The organism is Stenotrophomonas sp. YJH_SMC_27, from assembly GCF_059369815.1.
The window spans coordinates 1-26,069 of the sequence record NZ_JCAFTA010000002.1 but is presented as its reverse complement, the minus strand read 5'-3'; the positions used below and the strand labels follow the sequence as shown (position 1 = coordinate 26,069).

General features: G+C 64.6%; 25 protein-coding genes and 2 pseudogenes. 16 read left to right on the top strand and 11 right to left on the bottom strand.

The features are described from left to right. Window positions 1–96: 96 nt before the first annotated feature. Together AC5P7R_RS03660 and ligD are read left to right on the top strand one after the other, a co-directional pair. Complete coding sequence (locus AC5P7R_RS03660; protein ID WP_019659710.1) at window positions 97–273, top strand: DUF3606 domain-containing protein; 177 nt, start codon at window positions 97–99, stop codon at window positions 271–273. Between the two features lie 13 nt (window positions 274–286). Continuing rightward, entirely contained in the window at window positions 287–2,836 is a 2,550-nt protein-coding gene (gene ligD, locus AC5P7R_RS03655; RefSeq protein WP_227854251.1) for a DNA ligase D, read from the top strand. Here the strand turns inward: ligD and AC5P7R_RS03650 are convergent. Further along, a complete protein-coding gene (locus AC5P7R_RS03650; RefSeq protein ID WP_227854250.1) occupies window positions 2,825–3,073 on the bottom strand; it encodes a hypothetical protein in 249 nt (82 codons plus the stop codon). The genes ligD and AC5P7R_RS03650 overlap by 12 nt on opposite strands. Before the next feature lie 224 nt (window positions 3,074–3,297). On the opposite strand from AC5P7R_RS03650, the gene AC5P7R_RS03645 reads away from it, so the two are divergent. Beyond that, the gene (locus tag AC5P7R_RS03645) at window positions 3,298–4,788 is read left to right on the top strand and encodes an FAD-dependent oxidoreductase (RefSeq protein WP_227854270.1); all 1,491 of its coding nucleotides are present in this window, start codon (window positions 3,298–3,300) and stop codon (window positions 4,786–4,788) included. A gap of 30 nt (window positions 4,789–4,818) precedes the next feature. Here the strand turns inward: AC5P7R_RS03645 and AC5P7R_RS03640 are convergent, their stop codons facing one another. The 3 genes from AC5P7R_RS03640 to AC5P7R_RS03630 form a co-directional block, all read right to left on the bottom strand. Then, window positions 4,819–5,241, bottom strand: coding sequence for a low affinity iron permease family protein (locus AC5P7R_RS03640; protein WP_021202425.1), 423 nt, complete (start codon window positions 5,239–5,241; stop codon window positions 4,819–4,821). Beyond that, complete coding sequence (locus AC5P7R_RS03635) at window positions 5,238–5,492, bottom strand: hypothetical protein (protein ID WP_111101965.1); 255 nt, start codon at window positions 5,490–5,492, stop codon at window positions 5,238–5,240. The genes AC5P7R_RS03640 and AC5P7R_RS03635 overlap by 4 nt, the downstream gene beginning before the upstream one ends. 123 nt (window positions 5,493–5,615) lie before the next feature. Next, a complete protein-coding gene (locus tag AC5P7R_RS03630) occupies window positions 5,616–5,894 on the bottom strand; it encodes a hypothetical protein (RefSeq protein WP_021202427.1) in 279 nt (92 codons plus the stop codon). A 177-nt stretch (window positions 5,895–6,071) separates the two neighbouring features. Between AC5P7R_RS03630 and AC5P7R_RS03625 the strand changes: the two genes are divergently transcribed. Next, window positions 6,072–8,720 carry an excinuclease ABC subunit UvrA gene (locus tag AC5P7R_RS03625; protein WP_227854249.1) on the top strand — a complete coding sequence of 883 codons (2,649 nt, stop codon included), beginning with the start codon at window positions 6,072–6,074 and terminating at the stop codon, window positions 8,718–8,720. Between the two features lie 107 nt (window positions 8,721–8,827). Here AC5P7R_RS03625 and AC5P7R_RS03620 read toward each other — a convergent pair whose 3' ends face one another. After that, window positions 8,828–9,781 (bottom strand): alpha/beta fold hydrolase, encoded by a 954-nt coding sequence (locus AC5P7R_RS03620; RefSeq protein WP_207049101.1) that lies wholly within the window; start codon window positions 9,779–9,781, stop codon window positions 8,828–8,830. A 168-nt stretch (window positions 9,782–9,949) separates the two neighbouring features. On the opposite strand from AC5P7R_RS03620, the gene AC5P7R_RS03615 reads away from it, so the two are divergent. The 8 genes from AC5P7R_RS03615 to AC5P7R_RS03580 all read left to right on the top strand — a co-directional run bounded on the left by AC5P7R_RS03615 (window position 9,950) and on the right by AC5P7R_RS03580 (window position 17,610). Then, window positions 9,950–10,519: a TetR/AcrR family transcriptional regulator gene (locus tag AC5P7R_RS03615; protein WP_021202430.1), complete on the top strand. Its 570-nt coding sequence runs from the start codon at window positions 9,950–9,952 to the stop codon at window positions 10,517–10,519. 62 nt (window positions 10,520–10,581) lie between these two features. Then, window positions 10,582–11,058, top strand: a complete 477-nt coding sequence (locus tag AC5P7R_RS03610) for a nuclear transport factor 2 family protein (RefSeq protein WP_021202431.1) — start codon at window positions 10,582–10,584, stop codon at window positions 11,056–11,058. A gap of 81 nt (window positions 11,059–11,139) precedes the next feature. Further along, on the top strand, window positions 11,140–11,871 hold the full coding sequence (locus AC5P7R_RS03605; protein ID WP_227854248.1) for a hypothetical protein: 732 nt from the start codon (window positions 11,140–11,142) through the stop codon (window positions 11,869–11,871). A gap of 268 nt (window positions 11,872–12,139) precedes the next feature. Then, a complete protein-coding gene (paoA, locus tag AC5P7R_RS03600; RefSeq protein WP_021202433.1) occupies window positions 12,140–12,787 on the top strand; it encodes an aldehyde dehydrogenase iron-sulfur subunit PaoA in 648 nt (215 codons plus the stop codon). Beyond that, complete coding sequence (locus tag AC5P7R_RS03595) at window positions 12,784–13,734, top strand: FAD binding domain-containing protein (protein ID WP_227854247.1); 951 nt, start codon at window positions 12,784–12,786, stop codon at window positions 13,732–13,734. The genes paoA and AC5P7R_RS03595 overlap by 4 nt, the downstream gene beginning before the upstream one ends. After that, complete coding sequence (paoC, locus tag AC5P7R_RS03590) at window positions 13,734–15,938, top strand: aldehyde oxidoreductase molybdenum-binding subunit PaoC (RefSeq protein WP_227854246.1); 2,205 nt, start codon at window positions 13,734–13,736, stop codon at window positions 15,936–15,938. Before AC5P7R_RS03595 ends, paoC begins: the two co-directional genes overlap by 1 nt. 8 nt (window positions 15,939–15,946) lie before the next feature. Then, a complete protein-coding gene (locus tag AC5P7R_RS03585; protein ID WP_227854245.1) occupies window positions 15,947–17,008 on the top strand; it encodes an XdhC family protein in 1,062 nt (353 codons plus the stop codon). After that, entirely contained in the window at window positions 16,984–17,610 is a 627-nt protein-coding gene (locus tag AC5P7R_RS03580) for a nucleotidyltransferase family protein (RefSeq protein ID WP_227854244.1), read from the top strand. The genes AC5P7R_RS03585 and AC5P7R_RS03580 overlap by 25 nt, the downstream gene beginning before the upstream one ends. A gap of 104 nt (window positions 17,611–17,714) precedes the next feature. On the opposite strand, the gene AC5P7R_RS03575 is transcribed toward AC5P7R_RS03580, so the two are convergent. From AC5P7R_RS03575 to AC5P7R_RS03565, 3 genes and pseudogenes are all read right to left on the bottom strand, one after another. Beyond that, window positions 17,715–18,185, bottom strand: a complete 471-nt coding sequence (locus AC5P7R_RS03575) for a hypothetical protein (RefSeq protein WP_227854243.1) — start codon at window positions 18,183–18,185, stop codon at window positions 17,715–17,717. Then, entirely contained in the window at window positions 18,186–18,542 is a 357-nt protein-coding gene (locus AC5P7R_RS03570; RefSeq protein WP_227854242.1) for a hypothetical protein, read from the bottom strand. Window positions 18,543–18,999: 457 nt separating this feature from the next. Continuing rightward, window positions 19,000–19,644: pseudogene (locus tag AC5P7R_RS03565) on the bottom strand (tetratricopeptide repeat protein); the annotation flags it as partial. Window positions 19,645–19,733: 89 nt separating this feature from the next. Between AC5P7R_RS03565 and AC5P7R_RS03560 the strand changes: the two are divergent. Together AC5P7R_RS03560 and AC5P7R_RS03555 are read left to right on the top strand one after the other, a co-directional pair. Then, window positions 19,734–20,468 carry a hypothetical protein gene (locus AC5P7R_RS03560; protein ID WP_111102673.1) on the top strand — a complete coding sequence of 245 codons (735 nt, stop codon included), beginning with the start codon at window positions 19,734–19,736 and terminating at the stop codon, window positions 20,466–20,468. Window positions 20,469–20,541: 73 nt separating this feature from the next. Further along, the gene (locus AC5P7R_RS03555; protein WP_146268422.1) at window positions 20,542–20,883 is read left to right on the top strand and encodes a hypothetical protein; all 342 of its coding nucleotides are present in this window, start codon (window positions 20,542–20,544) and stop codon (window positions 20,881–20,883) included. A gap of 114 nt (window positions 20,884–20,997) precedes the next feature. Here AC5P7R_RS03555 and AC5P7R_RS03550 read toward each other — a convergent pair whose 3' ends face one another. Together AC5P7R_RS03550 and AC5P7R_RS03545 are read right to left on the bottom strand one after the other, a co-directional pair. Further along, a complete protein-coding gene (locus AC5P7R_RS03550) occupies window positions 20,998–22,233 on the bottom strand; it encodes an energy transducer TonB (protein ID WP_227854269.1) in 1,236 nt (411 codons plus the stop codon). Between the two features lie 291 nt (window positions 22,234–22,524). Then, the gene (locus AC5P7R_RS03545; protein ID WP_146268423.1) at window positions 22,525–22,872 is read right to left on the bottom strand and encodes a hypothetical protein; all 348 of its coding nucleotides are present in this window, start codon (window positions 22,870–22,872) and stop codon (window positions 22,525–22,527) included. A gap of 156 nt (window positions 22,873–23,028) precedes the next feature. On the opposite strand from AC5P7R_RS03545, the pseudogene AC5P7R_RS03540 reads away from it, so the two are divergent. Next, window positions 23,029–23,529, top strand: a pseudogene (locus tag AC5P7R_RS03540) (zonular occludens toxin domain-containing protein); the annotation flags it as partial. A 90-nt stretch (window positions 23,530–23,619) separates the two neighbouring features. After that, the gene (locus AC5P7R_RS03535) at window positions 23,620–24,261 is read left to right on the top strand and encodes a hypothetical protein (RefSeq protein ID WP_227854274.1); all 642 of its coding nucleotides are present in this window, start codon (window positions 23,620–23,622) and stop codon (window positions 24,259–24,261) included. Between the two features lie 1,188 nt (window positions 24,262–25,449). Here AC5P7R_RS03535 and AC5P7R_RS03530 read toward each other — a convergent pair. After that, window positions 25,450–25,809 carry a DUF3653 domain-containing protein gene (locus AC5P7R_RS03530; RefSeq protein ID WP_321186246.1) on the bottom strand — a complete coding sequence of 120 codons (360 nt, stop codon included), beginning with the start codon at window positions 25,807–25,809 and terminating at the stop codon, window positions 25,450–25,452. Window positions 25,810–26,069: the final 260 nt, after the last annotated feature.

The window sequence follows — 26,069 nt, the reverse complement described above, 5'->3', positions numbered from 1 at the left end:
CGCCAGGCCTTCGCCATGGCTTCACAATGGCATCGCCTCGTGCCCATGCACCGGCCGGTACGGTCACTTCACGCCCGACCACGCGCGGAGACTCCCATGAGCGATGACAAGCAGAAAACCGGCCGCCCGGACCGGGATCGCATCAACGTCAACGAAGATTACGAGCTGCAGTACTGGACCACCACGCTGGGCGTGTCCGCCAAGGAACTTCGTGCTGCTGTGGCGGCGGTCGGACCCACCGTCGTTGCTGTCCGCAAGCATCTGGGAAAATAGCGCGGAGCTGCCCATGTCCCTGGTCGAGTACCGCCGCAAGCGCAGTTTTGACAAGACCAAGGAGCCCGAGCCGGGCAAGGCGCTACCGAAAGGGCAACGCGCCATTTTCGTGGTGCAGCTGCACCATGCCAGCCGGAGGCACTATGACTTCCGCCTTCAGGTAGGGGACGCGCTGAAGAGTTGGGCCGTGCCCAAGGGGCCCAGTTACGACCCGAAGGTCAAGCGCATGGCGGTGGAGGTGGAAGATCATCCTGTCGACTATGCGGCCTTCGAAGGCGAAATCCCCAAAGGCCAGTACGGCGGTGGCCATGTGGCCCAGTTCGACCATGGCGTGTGGGCGACGCAGGGCGACCCGGAAGCCCAGCTCGCCAAGGGCCATCTGCGCTTCGAACTGTTCGGCGCCAAACTGAAGGGCGGATGGCATCTGGTCCGCTCCGGGAAGCCGGCGCGCCAACCGCAGTGGCTGCTGTTCAAGGATGACGACGAATTCGCCGGCGACATCGAGGCAGACGATCTGCTGGCGGATGTCGCTGAAGCGCCAGCGGAGGATCTGAAGCGGGCCGGGGCCGGCAAGAGCGCGAAGAAGCGGCTCACCGCGGTACCCGTCAAGCGCACCCGACGAACGAACTGGGCGAAGAAGGCGCTGGCGCTCAGCAAGGCAAGAAAGGCCGCAGCGCCGTCCGGTCCATTCGAACCGCAGTTGGCCAAGCTGGGAGACGCGCCGCCCCAGGGCGAGCAGTGGGTCCACGAGATCAAGTGGGACGGGTACCGCATCCTTGCCACGGTCGCCAAGGGCAAGGTGCAGCTGTGGTCCCGGAATGCACTGGAATGGACCGGCAAGATCCCCGAGATACGTGACGCGGTGGCGGCGCTGGGCCTGACTTCAGCCGCACTGGACGGTGAGCTCATCGCCGGCGCCGGCACCAAGGAGGACTTCAACCTGCTGCAGGCCACGCTCTCCGGCGAGCGCCAGGGCGTGCTGACGTATGCCCTGTTTGATCTGCTGCATCTTGATGGCGTGGACGTCGCCGATGCGCCGCTCCTGGAGCGCAAGGCCTTGCTGCAGTCCTTGCTGGAAGGACAGGGCAGCCCGTTGGCGTTCAGTTCCCATGTGCAGGGCGATGGCGGCGAGGCCTATCGCCTGGCCGGTGAGCAGCATTTCGAAGGCATCATTTCCAAGCGCGCCGACGGCAGCTACCACAGCGGCCGCAGTGATGACTGGCGCAAGACCAAACAGCTGGCCAGTGACGAGTTTGCGGTGGTGGGCTACACCGCACCCAAAGGCAGCCGTGCCGGCTTCGGCGCGCTGCTGCTGGCCCGTCCAGATGCGGAGCACGGCTGGCTTTACGCCGGCCGGGTGGGGTCCGGGTTCTCGGACGAGCTGATCGGCGACATCAGCAAGCGCATCAAGGGCGGTGGCGGCCGCAAGCCAACCGCGTACGTGCCCACCCAGGACACCGACCTGCGCGCTGCGACCTGGTTCGAGCCGCGATTCGTGGTGGAGGTCTTCTACCGCGGGATCGGCGGGCAGAAGCTGTTGCGCCAGGCGTCGCTGAAGGCGGTGCGCGCGGACAAGGATATCGGCGACCTCGCCGATTCCGATCGCGCTGGAACGGCCCTGGCGGCGGCGCGCACACCGGCACCTCCGCGGCCTGCGCGCAAGACCAGGCTGGCACCGGTGGCGGATCGCGCGCCGCCATCGCTGTCCTCGCCGGGCAAGATCCTGTTCCCCGGCGACGGTTACACCAAGCAGGACGTGTGGGATTACTACACGGCAGTGATGGAGCACCTGCTTCCCGAGGTGATTGACCGCCCGCTCTCGATCATCCGATGCCCCAGTGGCGCCACAAAGCCCTGCTTCTTCCAGAAACACCATACGGCCGGGCTGGAGCTGGTCGACGCAGTAAAGCTCAAGGAAGAAAGCGGGGTGAACGCGCATTACCTGGTGGTGCGTGACCCGGCCAGCCTGCTGGAACTGGTGCAGTTCAACGCATTGGAATTCCACCCGTGGGGCAGCCATGCCGAAACGCCCGACCAGGCCGACCGGGTGGTGTTCGATCTGGATCCAGGACCCAGCGTTCCCTTTGCCGAGGTCAGGAAAGCGGCCACCGACATCCGCAAACTGCTGGCGCAGCTGGAGCTGGAGTCATTCCTGCGTGTATCCGGCGGAAAGGGCCTGCACGTGGTCGTGCCGCTCAACCCGGGATGCGATTGGGACCTGACCAAGCGCTTTGCGAAGGGTTTCGCCGAAGCGCTGGCGCAATCCGAGCCGCAGCGGTTTCTGGCAACAGCCACCAAAAGCCTGCGCAACAAGCGGATCTTCGTTGACTATCTGCGAAACGGGCGCGGAGCAACGGCCGTCGCGTCGTACTCGTTGCGGGCCAGGCCGGGGGCGCCGGTGGCGCTGCCGATTGCATGGAGTGATCTGTCAAAACTCAAGCGCGCCGACGGGTTCACGATCAAGGATGTGCCGGCAAAGCTCAAACGACGCCGCAAGGACCCGTGGGCCGGCATCGGGCAAGTGAAACAGAATCTCGCGCGATGGGCGCAGTCAGACCCGTAGCAAACGGCCAGGGCCTCCATGGCCCGCCGGCCACGGAATCTCTCCGCTGAACAGATGGAGGTGCCCGGTGCGCATCACGCAGTACAGCCGGGCCTCCGGGTCCGCACTGGCAGCAATGTAGTCCAGCGCTTCGGCGAGCATGCGCATGAACTGCTGCTCGGGGTAGAACGCCGCCCATTCCGGCAGCGTTTCCTCCAGTTGCGCGATGATCAGGTCGAGCCCCAGGTGCGTGCTCACTGCGGGTTCCTCCTTCCGGGCAAGCTGGCAACCGCATCGCAAGGAGGGTGTTGTGGGCCGCACAGCGGACGCAGGCGTGCCGTCTACGCGATGTTCAGCCACCCCCTGCTCGGCATCGCTACGGCTACGTGTGTGAGGATTTTCTGCACGGTCGCACCACGGCTGTTTCACCCCCGGCGGCGTATCAGGGAAGGCTTCCAGCTGACTCTGCAAGGGTGCATTTCATGACCGACCCGTTACTGCGCGCCAGCCTATGGTCCCGTGATAGCGATTCGAACAGCTTCCGTCCACTTGCCGGAACCACGCAGGCGGACGTGCTGGTGGTGGGCGCCGGCATGACCGGCCTGCTGACAGCGGCCCGCCTGGCCGATAGCGGCCTGGATGTGCTGGTGGTTGATGCGGGGCCCATCGGCGGGCGCAATACGGTGATGTCCACCGGCAATCTTTACGCGCCCGTCTCCCGGCTGGCCGATCTGATCTCCCGTTGGGGCGGCGACACGGCCAGCCGTGTCGTGCAGTGGCGGCAGCAGGCGCTGCGGTCCATCGAAACCCTGGTTCACCGCTACGATCTGCGCTGTGGCTTCGAACGCGTGGCCATGCAGTACGGCATGCAGGAACGCACCCGCGAGGTCACTGCGCGATTCGAGCGTGAGCTGCAGGCCTATCAGCGCGTCGGCCTTCAGTGCGAACACCACCAGTCCGGGTTGCCGTTCGCCTTGGGCCACGCCTTCCGCGTTGCAGATCAGGCGCAATTGGATCCGGCGGCGTTCTGCATTGAGCTGGCGCGACATCTGGCGGGCCGGGTGCGCATCCACGACTGGACCCGGATCAACAGCATCGAGGCATCCGCCGGCGTTGCGACGGCCGACGGCGCCCGCATCCACGCCAGGCACTTCGTGCTGGCCACCCATTCGCCAGCAGGTTTCAACCTGGTGCAGGCCGAGATGGAGGTCTACCGCGAATACGGCGTGGCGGTACCGGTTGCCACGCCGCCCGCGGCAGGCATTCATTGGATTGCCGATCGGCACCGATCGCTGCGCGGGGTGCGCGGTACTGATGGCCGTGACTGGCTGGTGCTGGTCGGCGAGACCCACCGCACCGGCGAAACGCCGCCGATGGATCCAGCCCAGCATCTGGTCGCCGACGCGCATCGCAATTTCACCGTGCAGGGAGAGCCGCTGTGCTGGTCCGCGCAGCAGTTCCGTGCAGCCGACCAGCTGCCCTACATCGGCAGCAGCGCGCACGATAATGTGTGGGTGGCTACCGGCTATGGGCCGGACGGCTTGACCTGGGCGGGCGTGGCCGCGCGTGCGATTACCGAGGGAATCATCGGCACGGCCAGCGAGATCGAGCAGCTGCTCAGCCCCATGCGTTTCACCCCGGTGCGCTCGGCCTCTGGTTGGGCCCGCACCAACGCCACGGTGGCGCGGCACATGGTGGGAGATCGGCTTGCCACGGCGCCCTCGCGCTCGCCCAGTGAGCTGGCCCGTGGTTGCGGCGCACTGCTGGACGTGGATGGAAAGCGCACTGCGGTCTACCGCGACGAGGGCGGGCGCCTGCACACCATGTCGGCGCTCTGCCCGCACCTGAAGTGCGTTGTTCAATGGAACGGCCATGAGCGCACATGGGACTGCCCTTGCCACGGCAGCCGCTTTTCGGCCACCGGAGCGCTGCTGGAAGGCCCTGCCAGGCAGGGCCTCACACCAGAACCGTGATGGGCGCAGGTAGCCGCCGGAGCCGCGACCTCAGGCTTCGGCGGCCGCGTCCGCATCGCTGGGCATGCAGCGCTCCTTCTTGGACTTGATGTCTGCAGCGGTCCTGGCCAGTGCCTCGTAACGCTGGCGTATCTCTTCAAGATGGGCCGGCTCCATCGACTCCAGGTTCAACAACTCCTGGTTGGCGTCCTTGCTCACGCGGATCAGTTCGTCCAGCTTGATGTGCAGCGCAGCGGTATCGGCGTTCTGCGTATGCTGGATCAGGAACACCATCAGGAAGGTCACGATGGTCGTTCCCGTATTCACCACCAGCTGCCACGTGTCATTGAAGTGGAAGGCCGGCCCGCTGGCAGCCCAGGCGATGATCACCCCCAGCGCTGCGACGAATGCCCCCAGGCTGCCGGACAATCGCGCCGTCGCGGCCGCGACACGGGCGAAACCGCGCCGGATCACTGGTCACCTCCCGCGGCCTCCTCATCCATGTGTCGGTCTGGCAGTTTGACCCGCTCCTCGAGGCGCTTGTCCTGCTCTTCCGGCGTTGGCGCAGCGACGAAGGGGGAGATCGGGTCACTGGCGGGGAAGGTTTCCTGCAGCGCCTCGTCATGATTGCGGCGGTTGTGCAGCCTCGCCTGCAGCGGACTGACAGGATCGGGGCGCTGTGCCTCCTGGTCCGGATGGGGAAGGTCTTTCTGGTCGCGTTGCATGGTGCATCTCCAGGCTGATCACCACCCCTCAGGTGGCGGGCCCAGCATAGGAGTGCGCTGTGAGCGGCCCCATCAAGAGTGGGGCAACGTGATGTCAAACCTTCAGGCAACACGCGTTAACAATCAGCAGGGTGGAGGAGCCCGGCGTCGGCCGCGGCGGCGCCACGCCATCACCTGGCCCACCACCGCCGTCAACAGCAGCATCGCATTGGTCACCACGAAGACCACGCTCCCCAGCATCGCGCTGTACACCGTGAACAGCGCAGAAGCGGTCATCTGGCCCGCGAACAGCCACCTGGATACGGCTTCCGGGTGGGACGACTGCCACTGCTTCACCATCTGCCGGATCAGGGTTGCCATCAGCACCGCCGTGGCGGCCCAGCCAAGTACGTCGGGATGCATGAGGGCCTCCGATGTGTGGGCGCCCCACGCTAGCCCCTGGCTGGGCAACGCCGTACGAAGGGGAGGTGAAGACAACATCCCGCCTCCGGCGCCCTCGCGCCATTCACTCCACAGCGGCGACAATGGCCGCTCGGGCGCACCATGCGCGATCCGCCCACCGAATGCAGGAATGCTGAGATGTCCAACACCCCCTTTGGCGAATCGTCATGTGCTGCCGCAGCCAGCGGCTGCATCGAGGTCCGCGGTGCGCGCGAGCACAACCTGAAGAATGTCGATGTCTCCATTCCACGCAATGCACTGGTGGTGTTCTCCGGCGTGTCGGGGTCCGGCAAGTCCTCGCTGGCCTTCGGCACGGTCTTCGCCGAGGCGCAGCGGCGCTACTTCGAATCCGTCGCGCCCTACGCGCGACGCCTGATCGATCAGGCCGGCGCGCCCGACGTGGATGCCATTGACGGGCTGCCACCGGCGGTCGCCCTGCAGCAGCAACGCGGTGCCAGCAATGCGCGCTCATCGGTGGGCAGCGTGACGACGTTGTCCAGCCTGGTGCGCATGATGTATTCGCGGGCAGGGGCCTACCCGGCCCACCAGCCCATGCTGTACGCCGAAGACTTCTCGCCCAACACCCCACAGGGTGCCTGCAGCACCTGCCACGGCCTGGGGCACGTCTACGAGGTGACCGAAGCGCTGATGGTGCCGGACCCATCGCTGAGCATCCGCGAGCGCGCCATCGCCTCCTGGCCACCGGCATGGCATGGCCAGAACCTGCGCGACATTCTGGTCACGCTGGGCTACGACATCGATGTGCCGTGGAAGAAGCTGCCGAAGAAGGACCGCGACTGGATCCTGTTCACTGAGGAAACCCCGACCGTGCCGGTCTATGCCGGCTTCACGCCCGCCGAGACCCGCGCCGCGCTCAAGCGCAAGCTGGAGCCCAGCTACATGGGCACGTACACCGGCGCACGCCGCTACGTGCTGCACACCTTTGCCAACACCCAGAGCGCGCTGATGCGCAAGCGTGTTTCCCGCTACATGGAGGGCCGGCTGTGCCCCGCCTGCAACGGAAAGCGCCTGAAGCCGGAAGCACTGTCGGTCACCTTCGCCGGCGTGGACATCGGCGAGTTCCTGCGGCTGCCGATGGACCAGCTGGCGGCGTTGCTCGAGCCCATCGCGCAGGGCGACTTCAGTGCACACAGCCACGGCGCGCGTACCAGCAGGCGTGCAACGCCCCGCGATCGCGCCAAGCGGGCAGCAAGTGGCCGCGCGACCCACGAAGGCGCCCCCGACGTGCGCCTGACCTCAGCCTTGTCTGAGGAAAAGCGCCTGGCGGCACAACGCCTGGCGGGTGGGGTCATGGCGCGGGTGGGGCAACTGCGCGCGCTCGGCCTGGGCTATCTCTCGCTGGATCGCGCCACGCCCACGCTGTCGGCCGGCGAGCTGCAGCGCCTGCGGTTGGCCACCCAGCTCAGCTCGTTGCTGTTCGGCGTGCTGTACGTACTCGACGAACCCTCGGCCGGCCTGCATCCGGCCGACAGCCAGGCGCTGTACGACGCGCTGGAACGGCTGCGCGACGGCGGTAACTCGGTGTTCGTTGTTGAACATGATCTGGAGCTGATGCGCCGCGCGCAGTGGCTGGTGGATGTGGGCCCGCAGGCAGGAGAGCACGGCGGACGCGTTCTCTACAGTGGCCAGCCGGATGGCCTGCGCAACGTTCAGGATTCGCGCACGGCGCAGTACCTGTTCGACCAGGTGCCTGCGCCAGCCAGCCGGCAGCGCAGTGCCAACTGCTGGCTGGCGCTGAAAGGCATCCATCGCCACAACCTGCACGGTGTGGACGCGCAGGTACCGCTGGGGCTGCTGACCGCAGTGACCGGCATTTCCGGATCGGGCAAGTCCAGCCTGATGGCGCAGGCGCTGCCTGAGCTGATGCTGCTGCACCTGGGGCACGAGACGGTAGACGACAGCGCCGACAGCTCGCCCACGGATGGACCCACCGTGATCGAAGCCACTCGGGGCCAGCTTGCCGGCGATGTGGATGCCATCCAGCGCGTGGTGCAGGTAGACCAGAAGCCCATCGGCCGCACGCCACGCTCCAACCTGGCTACCTACACGGGCCTCTTCGACCACGTGCGCAAGCTGTTCGCCGCGACACCCGACGCGCGCCGTCGCCGATTCGATGCGGGCCGCTTTTCGTTCAACGTAGCCAAGGGGCGATGCGAGACCTGCGAAGGCGAGGGTTTCGTCAGCGTCGAACTGCTGTTCATGCCGAGCGTCTATGCGCCGTGCCCCACCTGCCACGGCGCCCGCTACAACGAAGCCACGCTGAGGGTGCAGTGGAACGACCGCAACATTGCCGAGGTCCTGCAGATGACGGTGGACCAGGCCCATGCGTTCTTCGCCGGAGAAGAGGCCATCGCCCGCCCGCTGCAGCTGCTGCAGGAGATCGGCCTGGGCTACCTGCGGCTGGGCCAGCCAGCCACCGAACTTTCAGGCGGCGAGGCGCAACGCATCAAGTTGGCCACAGAGCTGCAGCGCAGCCAGCGCGGGCGCACGCTGTACGTGCTGGACGAACCCACCACCGGGCTGCATGCAGCAGACGCGGACAGGCTGCTGGTGCAGCTTCAGCGGCTGGTGGACGCAGGCAACACGGTAGTGATGATCGAGCACGACATGCGTTCTGTCGCACAGGCCGACTGGGTGATCGACGTCGGCCCGGGCGCAGGCGGCGCGGGCGGCACCATCGTGGCGGCTGGGACGCCGCATCAGGTGGCCCACGCCAAGGGCAGCAGGACGGCACCGTTCCTTGCGCGCGAGCTGGCTCCACTGTAGAGCCGAGCCATGCTCGGCTATCGATCTCCAGCGCCGGAAGTCCAGCATGCAGGCCGCGCCTTTCAACAGAAAGCGGGCTCCGGCGCATCGCCGGAACCCCTGGCGGCTCACTTTTCCTGCAGGAACGTCAGTAGGTCCTGGTTGACCTTGTCCTTGTGGGTGTCGGTCAGGCCGTGCGGCGCACCCGGGTAGACAATCAGCTTTGCGCCCTTGATCAGCTTCGCCGATTGGCGGCCTGAGATATCGATCGGCACGATCTGGTCGTCGTCACCGTGGATGACCAGGGTGGGCACATCGAATTTCTTCAGGTCTGCGCGGAAATCGGTGGCCGAGAACGCAGCGATCGAGTCGTAGGTGTTCTTGTGGCCGCCCTGCATGCCCTGTGCCCACCACGCATCGATCAGCCCCTGCGACACCTTCGCGCCCGGGCGGTTGAAGCCATAGAACGGGCCCGACGGAATGTCCTTGTACAGCTGCGCGCGGTTATCCATCTGTGCCTTGCGGATGCCATCGAACACTTCGATCGGCAGGCCGTTCGGATTGTCGGCGGTCTTCAGCATGAACGGCGGTACAGAGCTGATCAGCACGGCCTTCTTCACCCGCCCGGTGCCATGCCGGCCGATGTAGCGCGCCACTTCGCCGCCACCGGTGGAGAAGCCCACCAGGGTCACATCGTGCAGGTCCAGCGTATTGATCACCGTGGCCAGGTCATCGGCGTAGTGATCCATGTCGTTGCCATCCCACGGCTGGCTGGAACGGCCGTGGCCGCGACGGTCATGGGCAATGACGCGGTAGCCGTGGTTGGCCAGGAAGATCATCTGCGATTCCCAGCTGTCCGAGTTCAACGGCCAGCCGTGGCTGAAGGTCACGACCGGACCGTTCTTCGGGCCCCAGTCCTTGTAGTACAGCTGCACGCCATCGGCGGTGGTGATGTAGCTGGCGGTGCGCGCGATGCTGGTGACTGCCGCCGGCGTGGCCGGTTCGGCGGCCTGCGCGGACAGGCCGGCTTGGACCGAGAGGGCGAGGGCGGCAACGGCCAGGGTACGGGCGAAGGTGTTCATGCGGGAACTCTCATGGGTGGGTGGTGAGACGTACTTTGCGCCCGCGATCAGGCGCCCGGGTGATGAACTGTCCTGATTTCTTGATAGATCGTCTTGCACGGATGTGCGCGTACGAATCGATCGCGATCGCCTGTTGACAGGGTAGAACGCGCGTTCTACTTTGCAGCCATGAGCAAGCTCACCACCGACACCCAACAGAAGATCCTGGCCACGGCCGAGGCGCTGATCTACCAGAACGGGATCCACGCCACCGGCATGGACCTGCTGGTGAAGACCTCGGGCGTGGCGCGGAAGAGCATCTACCGCCACTTCGAGAACAAGGACGACGTGGCCGCCGCCGCGTTGAAGGCGCGCGACGTGCGCTGGTTGGCCTGGTTCCGGAACGAATGCGATAAAGCGGACACCCCGGAAGCGCGCATCCTCGGAATGTTCACCGTGCTCAAGAGCTGGTTCCAGTCCGAGGGCTATCGCGGGTGTGCGTTCATCAATACCGCGGGGGAGGTAGGCGACCCGGCTGATCCGATCCGGCAGATCGCGCGTGATCACAAGCAGAAGCTGCTCGATTACACGCTGGAACTTACCGAACAACTGGATGTGGAGCAGCCGGCGGATCTGGCCCGTCAGCTGCTGATCCTGATGGAAGGCGCCATCACCCTGTCACGCGTGATGGGTGATTTCGACGCCGCAGACACCGCGAAGGATGTCGCGAAGCTGTTATTGGAACAGGCCAAGCGTTAGCGCCTGGGTACCCCAGATCCGTTGAAGCAACCCGTATATCCATTTCGATTGGAGGTTTCCCCGTGTCCGCTGAACAACCCCGTCCGCCGCTTCCTCCGTTCACCCTTGAATCGGCCACGCAGAAAGTGCGTCTTGCCGAGGATGGCTGGAACTCCCGCGATGCCGACAAGGTCTCGCTTGCCTATTCGCTCGACACCCAGTGGCGTAACCGTGCCGAATTCACCAACGGTCGGGAGGAAGCCCGGCAGTTCCTGGCACGCAAATGGAACAAGGAGCTCGAGTACCGCCTGATCAAGGAGCTCTGGGCCTTTACCGAAAACCGCATTGCGGTCCGCTACGCGTACGAATGGCACGACGACTCCGGCAACTGGTTCCGTTCCTATGGCAACGAAAACTGGGAATTCGGAGAGGATGGCCTGATGCAGCGCCGCTTCTCGTGTATCAACGACATGCCGATCAAGGAGAGCGACCGCAAGTTCCATTGGCCGCTGGGGCGTCGCCCGGATGATCACCCGGGGTTGTCGGAGCTGGGTATGTGATTCCCGCTGAGGCGCCATCCGAAGCACGCTCAGGTACGATGGGGAGGCCGGCGTCTGCGCCGGCCGGGGGAAGGGGGCGCAATGGACATGCAGGCAGGGGGCGGATTCGATCCGCCGGCAAAGACCGATTCGCAGGAACTGACATTCCACTGGCTCTACCAGCGGGTGCAGGGACTGGTTGAGCACAGCATCTACCCCAAGGCGGGCAGGGTGGAGACGTGGGCGTTTCGCATCGGCGTGGGTGCGGCGATCATCGGCATTCTCATGGGGCAGCTTCCGGATCGATGGCTGCCTCTTGGCGCAGTGCTCCAGGTGGTTGTTGCCTGCCTGGCAATCGAAATCGGAGGGTTCATTGTCGGTGGTGTCCTGGCCGCCCGCAGGGGCATTCGCCAGTTCAGCCAGCCGCGGCTCTCGCACGCCCGGGAGATGGATGAAGACTTCGCTCACTGGCAAGCGGTGGTGACCGAGCTTCGCGGATTCCCGCGCGTCCAGCGCGAGCGGCGACTCAAGTTCGTCAGCACCTTGCGCACAAACATGGTTGAGCGCATGGGCATGATGTATGGCGGCCTGCAGCGGCTGGGACCATTTCCATTGCTGATTGCCCTCTATCTGCAGTTCCGCGGCTGGAAATGGGGCGACTGGGCGGGCGCTTTCGATGTTGGTCCACTGGGTGCACTACTGATCTTCGCCATGGTGCTGCTGTACCTGCTGGGCTGGATGCTGATCGGCCTTCGCACCAGGCTTGATACCTACGTTGCCTTGTTGGAGGGCTCCATCCACGAACCCGAGCCCTCCCAGCCAACGCCTTTGTAGCGTCGGGCCATCATGTTCCTCATGCTGAGGGACAAACAGGACTGTGAGTCATCCAGTCAGGCATACGCATGGCTCAAGAGTGCCGCGCTGCGGCTGGATGCAGCCGATTTCTTCGGGCGTGCTGCATCGTGTTCGTACATTTCGCCGACTTCACAGGCCTGTACCCCGCAGAGGGGCATAGTAGCCCTTCGGTAGTGTGAGCGCGTCCATCCAGCCACGGGGTTTCCCCGAACGCCAGGAGGTCACTGTGCCAAGTTGTGATGAAGGAATGAAGTTGACGCGTCGCCAGGTGATCGCCGGCGGCGTCACGACCGTGGCGATATCCGCCGCACCGGGGGCGTCATCGCTCGCCGCCGAACTGGCGGCGCCCCCGCCGCCCAGGCCGCCGGTCATCAGCAAGGTGGCCTTGACCGTCAACGGCAAGCGGCGGGAACTTGAACTGGACACCCGGACCACGCTGCTCGATGCCCTGCGCGAACATCTGAAGCTGACCGGGACCAAGAAGGGCTGCGACCACGGTCAATGCGGTGCCTGTACCGTACTGGTCAACGGTGAGCGCATCAATGCCTGCCTCAGCCTGGCGGTGCAGCACCAGGGCGATGCCATCACCACCATTGAAGGCCTCGGAACCCCCGATGACCTGCATCCGATGCAGGCCGCCTTCATCAAGCATGATGGCTACCAGTGCGGGTATTGCACGCCGGGGCAGATCTGCTCGGCGGTGGCGGTACTGGACGAGATCAAGCGGGGTGTCCCCAGCCATGTGCAGGCGGATGTCAGCGCACGGCCCCGTGCCACCAACATGGAAATGCGCGAACGCATGAGCGGCAACCTCTGCCGCTGCGGGGCCTATTCCAACATTGCCGAGGCGATGGCAGAGGTCGCTGGCGTGACCTCTGCAGGGAGGCGCTCATGAGGGCCTTCAGTTACGAACGCGCCAAATCCCCGGCCGAGGCCGCCAGGGCCGTCGCCGGTACCGAGGGCGCGAAATTCCTGGCTGGAGGGACCAATCTGCTCGACCTGATGAAGCTGGAGGTCGAGACGCCAACGCACCTGGTCGACGTGCAGGACATCGGCCTGGACAGGATCGAACCCACCGACGAGGGCGGCCTGCGCATCGGCACGCTGGTCACCAATACCGCACTGGCGTCGCATGAGCGCGTGCGCCGCGACTACGCGGTGCTGACCCGCGCGATCGTGGCAGGCGCCTCCGGGCAGCTGCGCAACAAAGCCACCACCGGCGGCAACCTGCTGCAGCGCACGCGCTGCCCGTATTTCTACGACCCCAATCTGCCTTGCAACAAGCGCCTGCCCGGATCCGGCTGCGGCGCACTCGAGGGGTTCTCCCGGCAGATGGGCGTGATCGGCACCTCGGACAGCTGCATCGCGACCTATCCGGGCGACATGGCGGTGGCCCTGCGGGTGCTGGACGCCTCGATCCAGACCGTCAGGGGGGACGGCAGTACGCGCAGCATCCCGATTGCCGATTTCCATCGTTCGCCCGGCGACAGGCCGCAGCAGGACAACGTGCTGCAGCGCGGTGAGCTGATCACCCACGTCACGCTGCCAGAACCCCTGGGCGGTCGGCACGTGTACCACAAGGTGCGGGACCGCGCGTCCTATGCGTTCGCACTGGTGTCGGTCGCCGCGGTCGTACAGCGTGACGGCTCGGCGCGGTTCGCCTTCGGTGGGGTCGCGCCGAAGCCGTGGCGCGTCGAGGCAGCCGAACCCCTGCTGCGCGACGGCGTGAAGGCCGCGACCCGGCAGGTGTTCGCCGGTGCCCGTCCGACGCCGGAGAACGCGTTCAAGATCGCGCTCGCCGAGCGCACCCTCGCAGCCGTGCTGGCGGAAGGAGAGCGCTGATGCCCCTTGAATTCAACGCCCCCGCCGGCGACAACCTGTTCGACAAGGCCAAGGTCGTCGGCAAGTCGACGCCGCGCATCGACGGTCCACGCAAGACCACCGGCACCGCTCCCTATGCCTACGAGCGCCATGACGTGGCGCCGAACCAGGCCTACGGCTACATCGTCGGCGCGGGCATCGGCAAGGGGCGCATCATTTCGATGGATGCCTCCCGCGCACGTGCCGCGCCCGGCGTACTGGCGGTCATCACCGCACCGGAAACCAAGCCCGTCGGCACATCGAACTGGAACAATGCACCGTTGTTCGGCGGAGCAGAGGTGGCCCACTACCATCAGGCCATCGCCTGCGTGGTGGCAGAGACCTTCGAGCAGGCCCGCGCCGCCGCGGCGCTGATCCGCACCCGCTACGAGCGCAGCAAGGGCCGCTTCGATTTCCCGGCCCTGGCACCGTCCGCGCCGCTGGCAAAGGGGCGTGACGGCAAGCCCGACCGGCAGGCGCTGGGCGATTTCGACACTGCCTACGCGAGCGCCGCGGTCAAGCTCGACGAGACTTACCACACCTCCGACGAAAGTCATTCGATGATGGAGCCGCACGCCACCATCGCCGCCTGGGAGGGTGACACGCTCACGTTGTGGACGGCGAACCAGATGATCGACTGGGCCAGGCAGGGCATGGCGGCGATCCTCGGCATCGATCCTGCCAAGGTGCGTGTGGACTCGCCCTATATCGGCGGCGGCTTCGGCGGCAAGCTGTTCATCCGTGCCGACGCGGTGCTGGCCGCGTTGGCGGCCAAGCAGGTCGGGCGACCGGTGAAGATTGCGCTGCAACGCCCGTTGATGCCCAACAACACCACGCACCGGCACGCCACCCTCCAGCGCGTGCGGATCGGCTGCGGAAAGGATGGCCGGATCTCCGCCATCGCCCATGAGAACTGGTCGGGCAACATCAACGGCGAGGATGGCGAAAACGGCACCCTGCAGACGCCCAAGCTCTATGCAGGCGCCAACCGCCTGGTCGCCAACTACATCGCCACGCTCGACATGCCCGAAGGCAATGCGATGCGCGCACCGGGCGAAGCACCGGGCCACATGGCGCTGGAAGTGGCGATGGACGAAATGGCCGAGAAGCTGGGCCTCGACCCGATCGCGTTCCGCATCCTCAACGAGCCCGAGGTCGTGCCCGGCGATCCGTCCAAGAAGTTCTCCGACCGCAACCTGGTGCGCTGCCTGCGCGAAGGCGCGGAGCGCTTCAACTGGAACAAGCGCAACCCCAGGCCGGCGCAGGTCAGGGAAGGGGACTGGCTGGTCGGCATGGGCGTGTCTGCGGGCTATCGCGGCGCACCGACGATGAAGTCGGCGGCGCGGGTGCGGCTTGACGGCCAGGGCGGGGTGATTGTCGAGACCGACATGACCGACATCGGCACCGGCTCCTACACGATCATCGCGCAGACGGCAGCCGAGACCATGGGCGTGCCACTGGACCAGGTCCAGGTGACCCTCGGAGACTCCCGTCATCCCGCCTCCGCCGGTTCCGGCGGCCAGTGGGGCGCGGCAAGCTCCACCGCAGGCGTGTACGCGGCGTGCGTCAGCCTGCGCCGCAAGGTGGGTGAGAAACTGGGCTTCGACGGCGACACCGCAGACTTCGCCAATGGCCGCATCCAGGCGGGTGGGCGGACCATCAAGCTGGCGGAGGCGGGGACACTGTCGGCGGAGGACGGCATTGCCTTCGGCGACTTCAAGCAAGGCTACGACGTCGGCACCTACGCAGGGCATTTCTGCGAGGTTGCCGTGCATGCCTACACGGGAGAGACGCGCATCCGCCGCATGCTTGCCGTATGCGATGGCGGCCGGATCCTCAATCCTCTCTCCGCACGCAGCCAGGTCATCGGCGGGATGGTGATGGGTGCGGGCGCGACCCTTATGGAGGAGCTGGTGGTCGACAAACGGCTGGGCTTGTTCATCAACCACGACCTGGCCGGCTACGAGGTTCCCGTGCATGCCGACATTCCGTACCAGGAAGTGGTCTTCCTCGACACGCTGGATCCGGTGATCTCGCCAATGAAGGCCAAGGGCGTGGGTGAACTGGGCATCTGCGGGGTCGGCGCCGCGATCGCCAATGCGGTCTACAACGCAACCGGCGTGCGCGTCCGCAACTATCCCATTACCCTGGACAAGCTGCTGCCCGGCTTGCCCGACGTAGGCTGACGGTGCGCATGGACCGACCCGCAGCCTCGACCAGCCTGGAGGCCTCCGCCGCAGGCGGAGGGGAGCCCTGCGGTCTTGCAGGGCAGCTGTCGGCAGCGCCGGGCTTCCTCGCCGAAGGCAGCCCGCGCGGCGTACTCGAGACGGCCTTGACGCGCGTGCGCACGGGGGAGCACGCCGTGCTCGCGCTGGTGCTGGAAACCGATGGCTCCACTTACGCCGGTGCCGGCGACATGGTGCTGTTCTGCAACGGCAGCCAGGTCGGCTGGCTCAGCGGCGGATGCCTGGAGCCCGAGCTCGCGCGACGCGCGGAGCAGGTGAGCGCGGCAGGGCGGGTCGACTGGATCGAGATCGACACCCGCAGTGACGACGACCTGCTGAGCGGGTCCGCGCTCGGGTGCCGCGGCCGGCTGCGGATTGCGCTCCTGCCATTGCGTGCCATGGCCGGCATCGACGACGTCATCGAGGCTTGGCTCCGCGAGGGCGTGTCACTCCAGCGCGACCTTCGTACGTCGGGGCAGATCGTTTTCCGCGCCGGCCATCGCGAGCAGGCATGGCAGCTGCGTCCGATGGACGGGGCGCAGTCCTTTGGCGAGGGCGCATGGCATTTGCCGTTGCTCCGGCTTCCGCGGGCCCTGGTGTTGGGGGGCGGTCCCGAAACGCCCTTCCTGGTTCCGTTGCTGCGGGGCCTGGGGTGGCGGGTCAGCGTGGCCGAACGGCGAGCGCGCTGGGCCTCAGCCGGGCAGTGCGCAGATGCGCATCTTCAGACCAGCCCGGCCGAGGCCCTTCATGGCGACCCGTGCGACGCGGTACTGGTGATGCATCACGATTTCGAACTGGACCGGGAGGCGCTGGTGGCTCTGGCTGATACCAAAGTTATGTTCGTTGGACTGCTGGGTCCGCGGCGAAGGCGCGAGGACCTGTTCAAGTTGCTGACACCGGATCAGCGCCACCGCCTTTCCCCGAGACTTCGATCACCGGTCGGCCTGGACATCGGCGGCCGAGGGCCAGAGGCGATTTCGCTCAGCATCGCCGCGCAGCTGCAGCAATGGCGAAGCGCGCACGGCAGGTGACTGACGCGCATGCGGTCGTCGTGCTGGCTGCCGGCGGGAGCACCCGGCTTGGCCAGCCCAAGCAGCTTCTGACCCGGCAGGGCGAAACCCTGGTACATCGCGTGGTGCGGTTGGCGCGCGAGCTCGCGCCAGCGCAGGTACTGGTCGTGGTGGGCGCGAACGCACAGGCCGTGACATCCAGCATTGCCGGGCTGGAGGCCACTGCAGTAACCAACCAGCACTGGGAACGCGGCCTGGCGAGCAGTCTGCAGGTTGCCGACGCACACCTGCTGCCCACGGTGACCGCGGTGATGGTCGTGGCATGCGACCAGCCCGCAATCGAGCGCTCCCATCTGCAGGCGCTGCTTTCGGGTGCCCGCGCCTCGGCGTCAGGGTGCGCTGGCACCTGTCATGGAGACGCGCTTGGCATTCCTGCAGTAGTGCCGCGCGCATGGTTCAATCAAGTGGGTGCAAGCGGTGACCGCGGCTTCGGAGCGCGCTTGAGGCAGCTTCCCAGCGATACCGTGCATGCCCTTCAAGCGCCGGAACTGGGCCTGGATATCGATACGCCAGAAGATCTTGTGCGTGCGCGCGATGCGGGCTGGATCGATGCAGGGAGGTGACCCGCATGATCACTGGGCCAATGCCTGTCGCGCAGGTGACGAGCGGTAGGGCTGGAGCCCGGACCCTCGCTGCCCGCAGCCCTGTAGAGTGAAGCCATGCTCGACTACGGCACGCCACATCGCGCCCCATCAGGCGCTTCACCAGCAAGAATCTGCAGCAGCCGATCCAACAGAACAGGTTCCGGCACGCCAGCCAGTACCTGCTCCAGGTAATCCAACGGCTCCACCTGCCATTGGAGGAGCGCCCGCAACCGCACAACGGCGGGCGCCCGCTGCCTCGCGTCCAGCGAGGTCCACAACAGCAGATGTTGCGGGCGCCTCTCCAGCAAGAGCACCGGAACGCCGTTGCAGCGAATCTGGAAAGCGACATCCCGTTGCCGTTCAACGAACTGGAAGCCCTGTCGTGGCCGAGCCTCCACGAACTGCACGGCTTGGCGGCGCAGTTGTGAGAATCGATCATCGTTGATGATTTGGAACGCGACAGGCGAGGGCACCGGCGGCGCCGGCCACAGCGCCTGTGCCGCAACCACCACCACAAGACAGAGCGCGTTGGCTGCCCAGCGGCACCACCCCACTCAGCCCTCCGGATGCAGTCGGGTACTGGCGTGTGCGGTAAGGCCGATTCCGGCCATGATCAGCCCCTCCATCACGCGCGGGCCGACGTATTGCTCCAGCTCGCCGTTCTCGCGGGCGCGCTCCGCGGCCAGCAGAATCTCCAGGACCACGCGAAGGCCGGCCAGCGAGCAATCGGTATCCGCCAAGGCAATGCGCCGGCCCGGCATCTGATGGCGCTCAGGCCAGGGCTGGCCATCGGAGGCGGCGCCGGAGCCGATGCTGTGCAGCAGGGCGATGAGGGTGTTCGGGTCCAGCGCAGGGCCATTCGCAGGCAGGTCGTGGATGGGGTGCGGGGCAGGGGAGGGGGGCTGGGTCATGGCTGGGCTCCTTGCGTGCATGCAGAAGCCGCCACCGATAAAGGTGGCGGACGGTGCGAGGTTCGAAACCCGGTCTACGCTAAACCGGCAGGCGCAAGGCCTCCACGCACCGCCCGCCATAGCCGGCCGACGGATTGCCAGCCGGCACCACCTGATGGGTGATGCCGGCTGGCAAGCGTTTACTTCAGCGTAGAACCGGGGTTTCGAATCCCGGCCACCTGTTCAAGGTGGCACGGCAAGGAATACGCCCGGTTGTGCGCGATGCCAATGCAGTAGGGCTGATGACGTCACTACTTTCAACATTTTCAGAATCGTTGCATATCGCGCAATGAGGCTGGAGCCTTGCGCTGCAATGCTATCGGCGATGTCGGTGGTGCAAGTCTGCCGACTGTCGGCATCCGCCCGGCGAGGCTGTGAGCGAGGCGGATGCGACATGTTTGCCAAGGGCCGTCGGGCGTCAGTAGCCCTTCAACGCGGCCTTAGTCCGCTCCAGCCATGTGGCATTGTGGCTCCGCGCGTGGCGCGACCAATGCTGGGCATCGTCGATGATGCTGGCGAACAGGCTGCGGGCTTGCTCGCGATCGTCGGGTTGCGGCTGCGCCATCAGCCATTCGGCGTAGAGGCAGCGTGCGGCCGCATCGTTTCCGCATTCCACGGCCCGCTCGAACGCGGCACGGGTGCCGGGCGCTTGGGTAGCCGCCAGTGCCTGCGCGTAAAGCAGCGTCTGTTCCGGCTTGCGACGCACGTCCGGGTGGCGGGCGAACAGGCCGTCCAGCGTCTCCACCGCAAGCGTAGCGTGCCCGGACTCGAGGCGGGCACGGGCAAGGCCGGTCAGGATGTAGGGATCGTCGCCCAGCGGCGAGCTGGCTGCCTGTTCAAGCAGGGTCTTGGCTTCCTCGGCCTGGCCGGCATACAGCAGCGTCATGCCCAGGCGAACCCGGTTCTGCACGGTGGGCGTGCGGGCCAGTTCGGTGCGGGCGTTGCGCAGGTCCTGGCCCGGGTCCATGAGCTGCTTGGCGGAACGGACAACCTGCCGGGCGCCGCGCGAATGGCGGACTTCCGGGAAGTAGATCGCCAGGAAGTAGACGACGCTAGAAAGTACTCAATGTTCCTGTGTTCGGGCCGATAAGTAGCCATGGACTTGGGCGGTTGCGCCTGCGTCGCCTCTTTGAACGCAAAGGACTGTGTTGCATGAAGACAGTATTGGAGCTCGTTGCCGATCGCGCCGCGTCGGACATTGCTCGCATCTTCCCAGAGAACTGGAGCTCGCCCAAGGCCGGCCGGAACATCAGAGATCTGGTGGCCTACGCACTGGCGGGGATGAACTATCGGGACGCTGTTCGGCAGGTGCGCGCTGAGGGCGAGCCTCGCTATCCCAACCCGCTGCCATTCATGGACGCGGTTCCAGATCACGATGGGGAGTTCAGCCTGGACGTCGCCATCAGGGACGCCTTCGACTGGCTCCAATTCGAACTCGTCGCTTGCGGAGGTGTGTTAACCAGCGTGTCCAAGGCGAGGCACGGGCCAACTGCCATGCTTGTTCGTACGCGCTTGGACGCGGTCCGCAGTCAGACGATCGAGGATCCAAACAAGAGGGCGTTCACGGCAATCGTTCTCGCGACCGATCACGGACAACTGCTCAGTGAACTGGAGCTTCTTGCCGACCTCAAAGGTTCATGGGAGCTTTCGAACTATGAGTATGCGCTTGCTGGCAAGGGCGATGCCATTGGTGTTCACGTCACGGTCGATCCTCAGGATCGATTCCGCATCAGGAAGCGCCGCAGGTGGGCTGCCCCCTCTGTTGATGTGTCCAGGAAGCGATCCGCCCTGAGCGATTCAATGGCCGCCGTCTACAACCCTTCCTATGAAAGTCGCGTGTGGGTTCCCGTGCTACGCGATGAGCAGGACTGGTGGCTGGAGCAGTAGCCACCCCAGCAGTAGCGGCCTTGCCGCATGACCCGCACCGCGGATGGAATTAACGTTTTTCAAGGAGTGCAAGATGGCTGAAGAAAAGAAGGCAGTGACGCTGAGCAGTGTGGATCAGAAGAAGGTAAATCGACTTGCGCGGGAAGGGATGAAGCTGGTCGACATCCGTCGGGAACACTTCCCGGAGGTCAAGTACTCCGCGCTCCGCGCCGTGGTTCTCGATACGGGTTCCCAGTCAGCGATTGGTCGCTTCAAGGCGATCAACAAGGAGCTGGCTCTCATGGCACAGGCCACTACGGGGGCGCAGCGCAAAGAACTTGCTGCTTCACTGAGTGCGCGTATCAAAAGCCTTCATGAGGACTACATCAGGAGCGCAAAGAAGCTGGACCAGGTGCGCGACGTCCTCCAGAAGTAGCCCGGCGCAGGAAGCCCGCCAAGGGTTGAAGGCAGCTGCCTGGCGCTGATCAGCCGGGCAGTTGTTCTACTCATGAAAGCCAGGCCGGACTTCCCAGCGCAGCGTTGAGAGCGATCAGTTCAGGGCGAACGTCACCGGAACCACGATACGCCCTCTTGCAGGCATTCCATCGATGGTTGCCGGGTTGAAGGTCCATCGCCGCGCGGCCTCCTTGGCGGCGCGATCCAGGTCGCTGTTACCGGAGGATGTCTCCACCGACACATCGGTGGGATAACCCTGCGCATCGACATCGACCCTCACCCGGACAACGCCCTCGATGCCAGCGCGGAAAGCTGTCGGAGGGTAGCGCGGGGCAGGGGAGGAACGAATGGTGATGTCGGTGGAACCGGGTGATTGCTCGGGTGCCGCATTGTCAGCCGGGGGAGTCACATCATGATCCTGCGCGGGCTTGTCCTGTTCTGCAGGCAGGCCTTCAGCTACCGGCTGGGAGGGCCGGGGATCCGCCGCTTGCGGAGCTGCCCTGGTTGTCGCGCATCCCTCCATGATGCGATTAGCGATCCAACCCTGGATGTCACGGCAGGCATTGAAATTTCCACCCTGACACTCCCGACGGGTCTGGGCCTCGCCTCGATCGATGATCGCGCACTTGTCCTCTACAGGCGCGACTGCGGTCTGAGCCGGAGCAGCCATTCCCTGCGCCGTTGTATCTCCCTTCACCACCATGCGGGCGTTGACGGTCAACACGGAGCCGTTGCTGGACTGCGAGACGATCGACATGTAGGGCGTGTTGGCGGGAATCTCACCCCGCCGATCTCCCTCTGGAAGGATGAATTGCTTCACTGGAACCGGGGAGACGCAGACCACGTAGAACCGCTTTGCCAGGTCATGCGCTGGTGCAGTGGTGGCGATTCCCTTGCATTGCGTGCCGTTGGTCAATCGCTCCTCGCTGACCGGACCGCTTGCACTGCATTGGCCAGCAGTCGTGCAAAGCGTCATCTCGCCGCCGCCGATACGGAATTCGTAGCTGTTACCCGTCAGCGCTTTCCCTGTGGTGTCGTCCACCAGAAGCAAGGATTTCGGCTTGTCAAAGAATGCAGGCCCAATCGATGCGATGTAGCCCCTTGAGTCCAGCGCATAGTCCTCGTTCTCGGCACCTTGGCCCGTAGGAAGGTGCCGGCAGGCAAACCACGCAACGCCAGCGAGGACAGCGCAAACCAGCAGCAGCGCTGGCCAAGGGCTCCGCCGGGCATTCCGCTCGGCCTTGCTTTGCCTGAACTGCAGCGGCGCAGTATCGCCAACAGAAGCTGTCGCGGCCTGTTGGGGCCCAGGCGTGCCGCCATTGACGGGCATGCCAGAGGCGGGCTCCCGCGCGGCCGATATCGGGTTTCCGCAGTGTGGACATGAGGAAGCGCGGTCACTGACCTGCCTCCCGCATTCCGAGCAATTGATCAGCGCCAAGTTATCCCCCTGTGCCTTCGTGGCTATGTGATGTCCTGAATGGCACGCTGGCCATCGCTCGCTATTATAGGCATCGAGGCCGCTGTCATCACGTTCGATAAAGACCAGAGGGCATCGGGTCACTGCTGGCGAAATCTAATAGGCGCGGGAACTGGCCACTCTCGTGTACCTGCTCCATACCGCCTACATGACGTCGTTGCGGCGCTCGCGGCAACCGTTAGAATCTCGCCAACCTATTGAATTCTGCCACGCAAGATGATCGATGACATTGAGCTTGCCATGGCGCTCGACCCTGAACTGGGAAGGCTGCACGAGAGCGGCAAGAACCTGAGTGGAGAGGCCCAGGCACTCAGCTTTTCCCATCTTCGCGGCTTCGCCCATAGATTCTGTACGCTCGTAGATGAGCGCAATGCTCAGAGTAATGAGCCCCTTGCATAGAAGATTCGAAACCTCGGCACTCGCGGCATAGCGAACCGGCCTGTATTGAGTGCTCTGGGTGTACTGCATTCCAACGGCAACATAGCGGCTCATCCCGAACACTACGGCTACACTTCACACGACTTCGGTGGCATGTCCAAGCTGTCACTCGACGCCGCTTTGCGGCTTCTGAAGGAGCTGTACTGGCGAGCGCACTAAGTCGAAGTTGACTGCATCGTAGCCCCCGTGAAGTCCAGCACTCTATGGCAGATGTGTGGGAAAGCCACGCTGGACGGTGATTCGGAGGCAATGTTCCAGGCCGGATCGTACTTCATGGAGTGCTCGAGCCCCGCTGGCCGGACGCTGGTGGAGGCCAAGGACGTTGCAACCACCTTCGTCTGCTCCAAGCATCCGGAGACCGGTCAGTGGTGCATCCCCGATGAGTTCAAAGATGCGCTGGTGGTGATCGATGAGGTGCATGAGTTCTACGTCGCACAGCGCAATCAGCTGCCGGAAGAAGTGGAGAACTTCTTCGCCCTGATCGGATAGAACGGCGGTGACGCGTTGATCATGACGCAGTGGATCAACCGCGTGCATTAGGCGGTCAGGGCACGTATCGAGCGCAAGAACGTCTTCCAGAAACTCACGGCCGTAGGTCTGAAATCGCGCTACCGGGTCACGTATTTCCACACCGCCAGCCCGGGCAAATTCGAGGTCGTTGGCAGCAAGACGCTCAAGTACGATCCGGCCATCTATCCGCTGTACCACGGCTATGCGGTCGGCACCGAGAATGCAGAGGTATATGAGGAAGGCGGGACGAACATCTGGAAGCAGCTTGCGCCCAAGATCGCCATTGCCGCCGTGGGGCTGATCTTCGGCATATGGGCATTCGGCGGCTACTTCATCAGGATGATGCACAGCGACGAGCCGGAAGCTGCTGTAGAGGCCCCGACAGGCACTAGGGCAACGCAGGGGCAGGGCGCCCACAAGCCGATCAGCACCGGCGCCGTGCCGGCCGCGGCCGTTGCGGTGCCTGCCGCCGATCCACTGGCCGGGATGACCGTCGAGCAGCGCTATGTGGCCGCCATGACGCAGGCGAACCGGATTCGGTTGGCCTTTACCGCCCAGTTCGGAGACCGTTCGGTGGGCATGGTCGAATGGGTCGACGGCTCAGGGAACACGGTCGATCAGTTGACCTTTGATGCACTGATCGCGATGGGCTACCGACTCCGGGTTGCCGTCTACGGAGTTCGCCTCACGGCGGGTTCGTTTGAGACGGTTGCAACGGCGTGGCCGAGGGAAGCACCCCGGCGCGAGGAAGAGCCAACGTTGTACCGCCTGGACAGTGACCGTGCTGCCGCTGTATCTGCGAGCGTAGCGAGTGGAAGCGGCGGCGGCGCGGGCGCGGTCATGGCGGCAAGTAGCGGGGGCACCATCGTGCGCGTAGGTGAGCGCCCCATGGGCACGTTCCCAGAATCGAAACCCTACCCACCAAGCTTCTAATTAATGTGACGCGTCACGCCCAACTTGGCCTAACGCCCTGCGCACGGTAAGCTTCGGCCTGCACAGGGGAAAGCAATGAAGACATGGATTTCAGCAGGCCTTCTTCTGCTTGCGTGCAGTGCGCACGCTCAGCAGGTCAATAAATGCGTCACCAAGACCGGCACCGAGTATCGATCCGGCCCCTGCGATGACGGCGTTGCGACCAAGACATGGTCCGCGCAGGTAGCCCCGAGATCTCCCGAGGTGGTCGCCAATGAGCGTCGCCTCGATCAGATCCGCCAAGAATCAGCAGCCAGGACACAGCGAGCTCACGCGACACCGGCTTCTCGCGGTACCGCGATCCAGTTTTCCCAATACAAGGATCCCGATCGCTGCGCCTGGGCAAAAGCCCAACGGGCGGCGGCGTTTGAGGCGGCAGGCCATAGGCGGACTTTCGCGCTGAGCCGCCAAATGGATGACTTAGTCTATGGATCTTGCAAGTAGGCCCACCTTCGTGATCGCGAAGCGTAAATCAGCCCTAAAGGCCCATTTTTAAGAGTGCAATCACAATGGCTGACTGGATTGATGGAATAGCATTGATCGGAACTCTCGGGTCACTATGGATCGCACGGAGCGCACTGAAGCTATCGAGAGACGCGAACCAGCTACAGCAACGAATGGCGCTTGCACAGGTTCGGCCATGGGTAGTTACAAAGGGACCTTGCAGTCTAACCGCCCCTCTGTGCATCGGGCGTCCGGTTTCCTTTGCGCAGTGGATCACTCTTAACGGCAATGCTCCAGCAGTTCGGCTACGAGTCGATTCGTACTGGGAGCTGGTTGCAGCCGAGAATGCCAAACAGCATTTCGGTATTGAGCGGGTCTGCATTCAACGGCGCATCGGTGAGGGCAGCTTAGGCGTGTTAGCGCCCGGGCAAAGTCAGTGCTTGGTGAACGGGAAGAACAAGTGCCTATCGGCCTCGGATTTCGGAAAGATCTTCGCCGGAACTCACGTACTCCGCATTGTCATCATTGTCGAGTACGAGCACACATCAAGCCCAGGCATCGTCTTTCGAACCACTACGGCAGCAATTTGTGATAAGTCCGTATTTAAGCCTTTTGACCGAAGCGTGGATCTGTTGCCAGCACCGGATGGATTCCACTTGGAGTAGCTCCAAAGGGGTGTAGGGGCGACGCCCCTACGGAAGCGCCTCACACGCGCTGGCGAGGCCTCGGCCCACGGCTCATGTAGACCACATTGGAAGCCTCGGCGTCGGAGCCGGGATCACGCACGCCAAACCGTCGCTCCCGCCGAATTCTGATAGCTTCGGCAAGGTAGATGACGCTAGATTTCGCCGAGCCCGAAGCTTTCCGGTTTGCCGAAGCCCGGGGAGCGGCCTCGGCCATCATCAGCCGCCATTCCCGGGCAATGTTGCAGGTCAACGACCACCAGGTGATATCGCATGGATCCAGCTGGTGACCTTCAGGTGTGAACATATGGCCGCCTTGGAAGCCGAATCCGGCCCACTGGCCGGTTAGGTCAGTTCGGTCATGCGGATCGATCTCGATCATGCTGCAAGCTCATCCTTGTCGGGGGAGCCAACAGGGAGGCAAGACCCAAGCCAGAGCCGGAGCCATTGCCACGCAGAACCGACAAAGCCCATCACCGACCGATACCGCATTTCGCATAATGTATATTATGTTCAGATCATCTTGGCGTGGCTGGCACGGCTCTTGCCGGCGCCACGGCTCCTACTCTGGCATGGAGCCTGATCGTGCGTGATCGGAAACTGACCGGCCCATGGGCCGGTTTTTCGTTTAAGGCTGGCCGG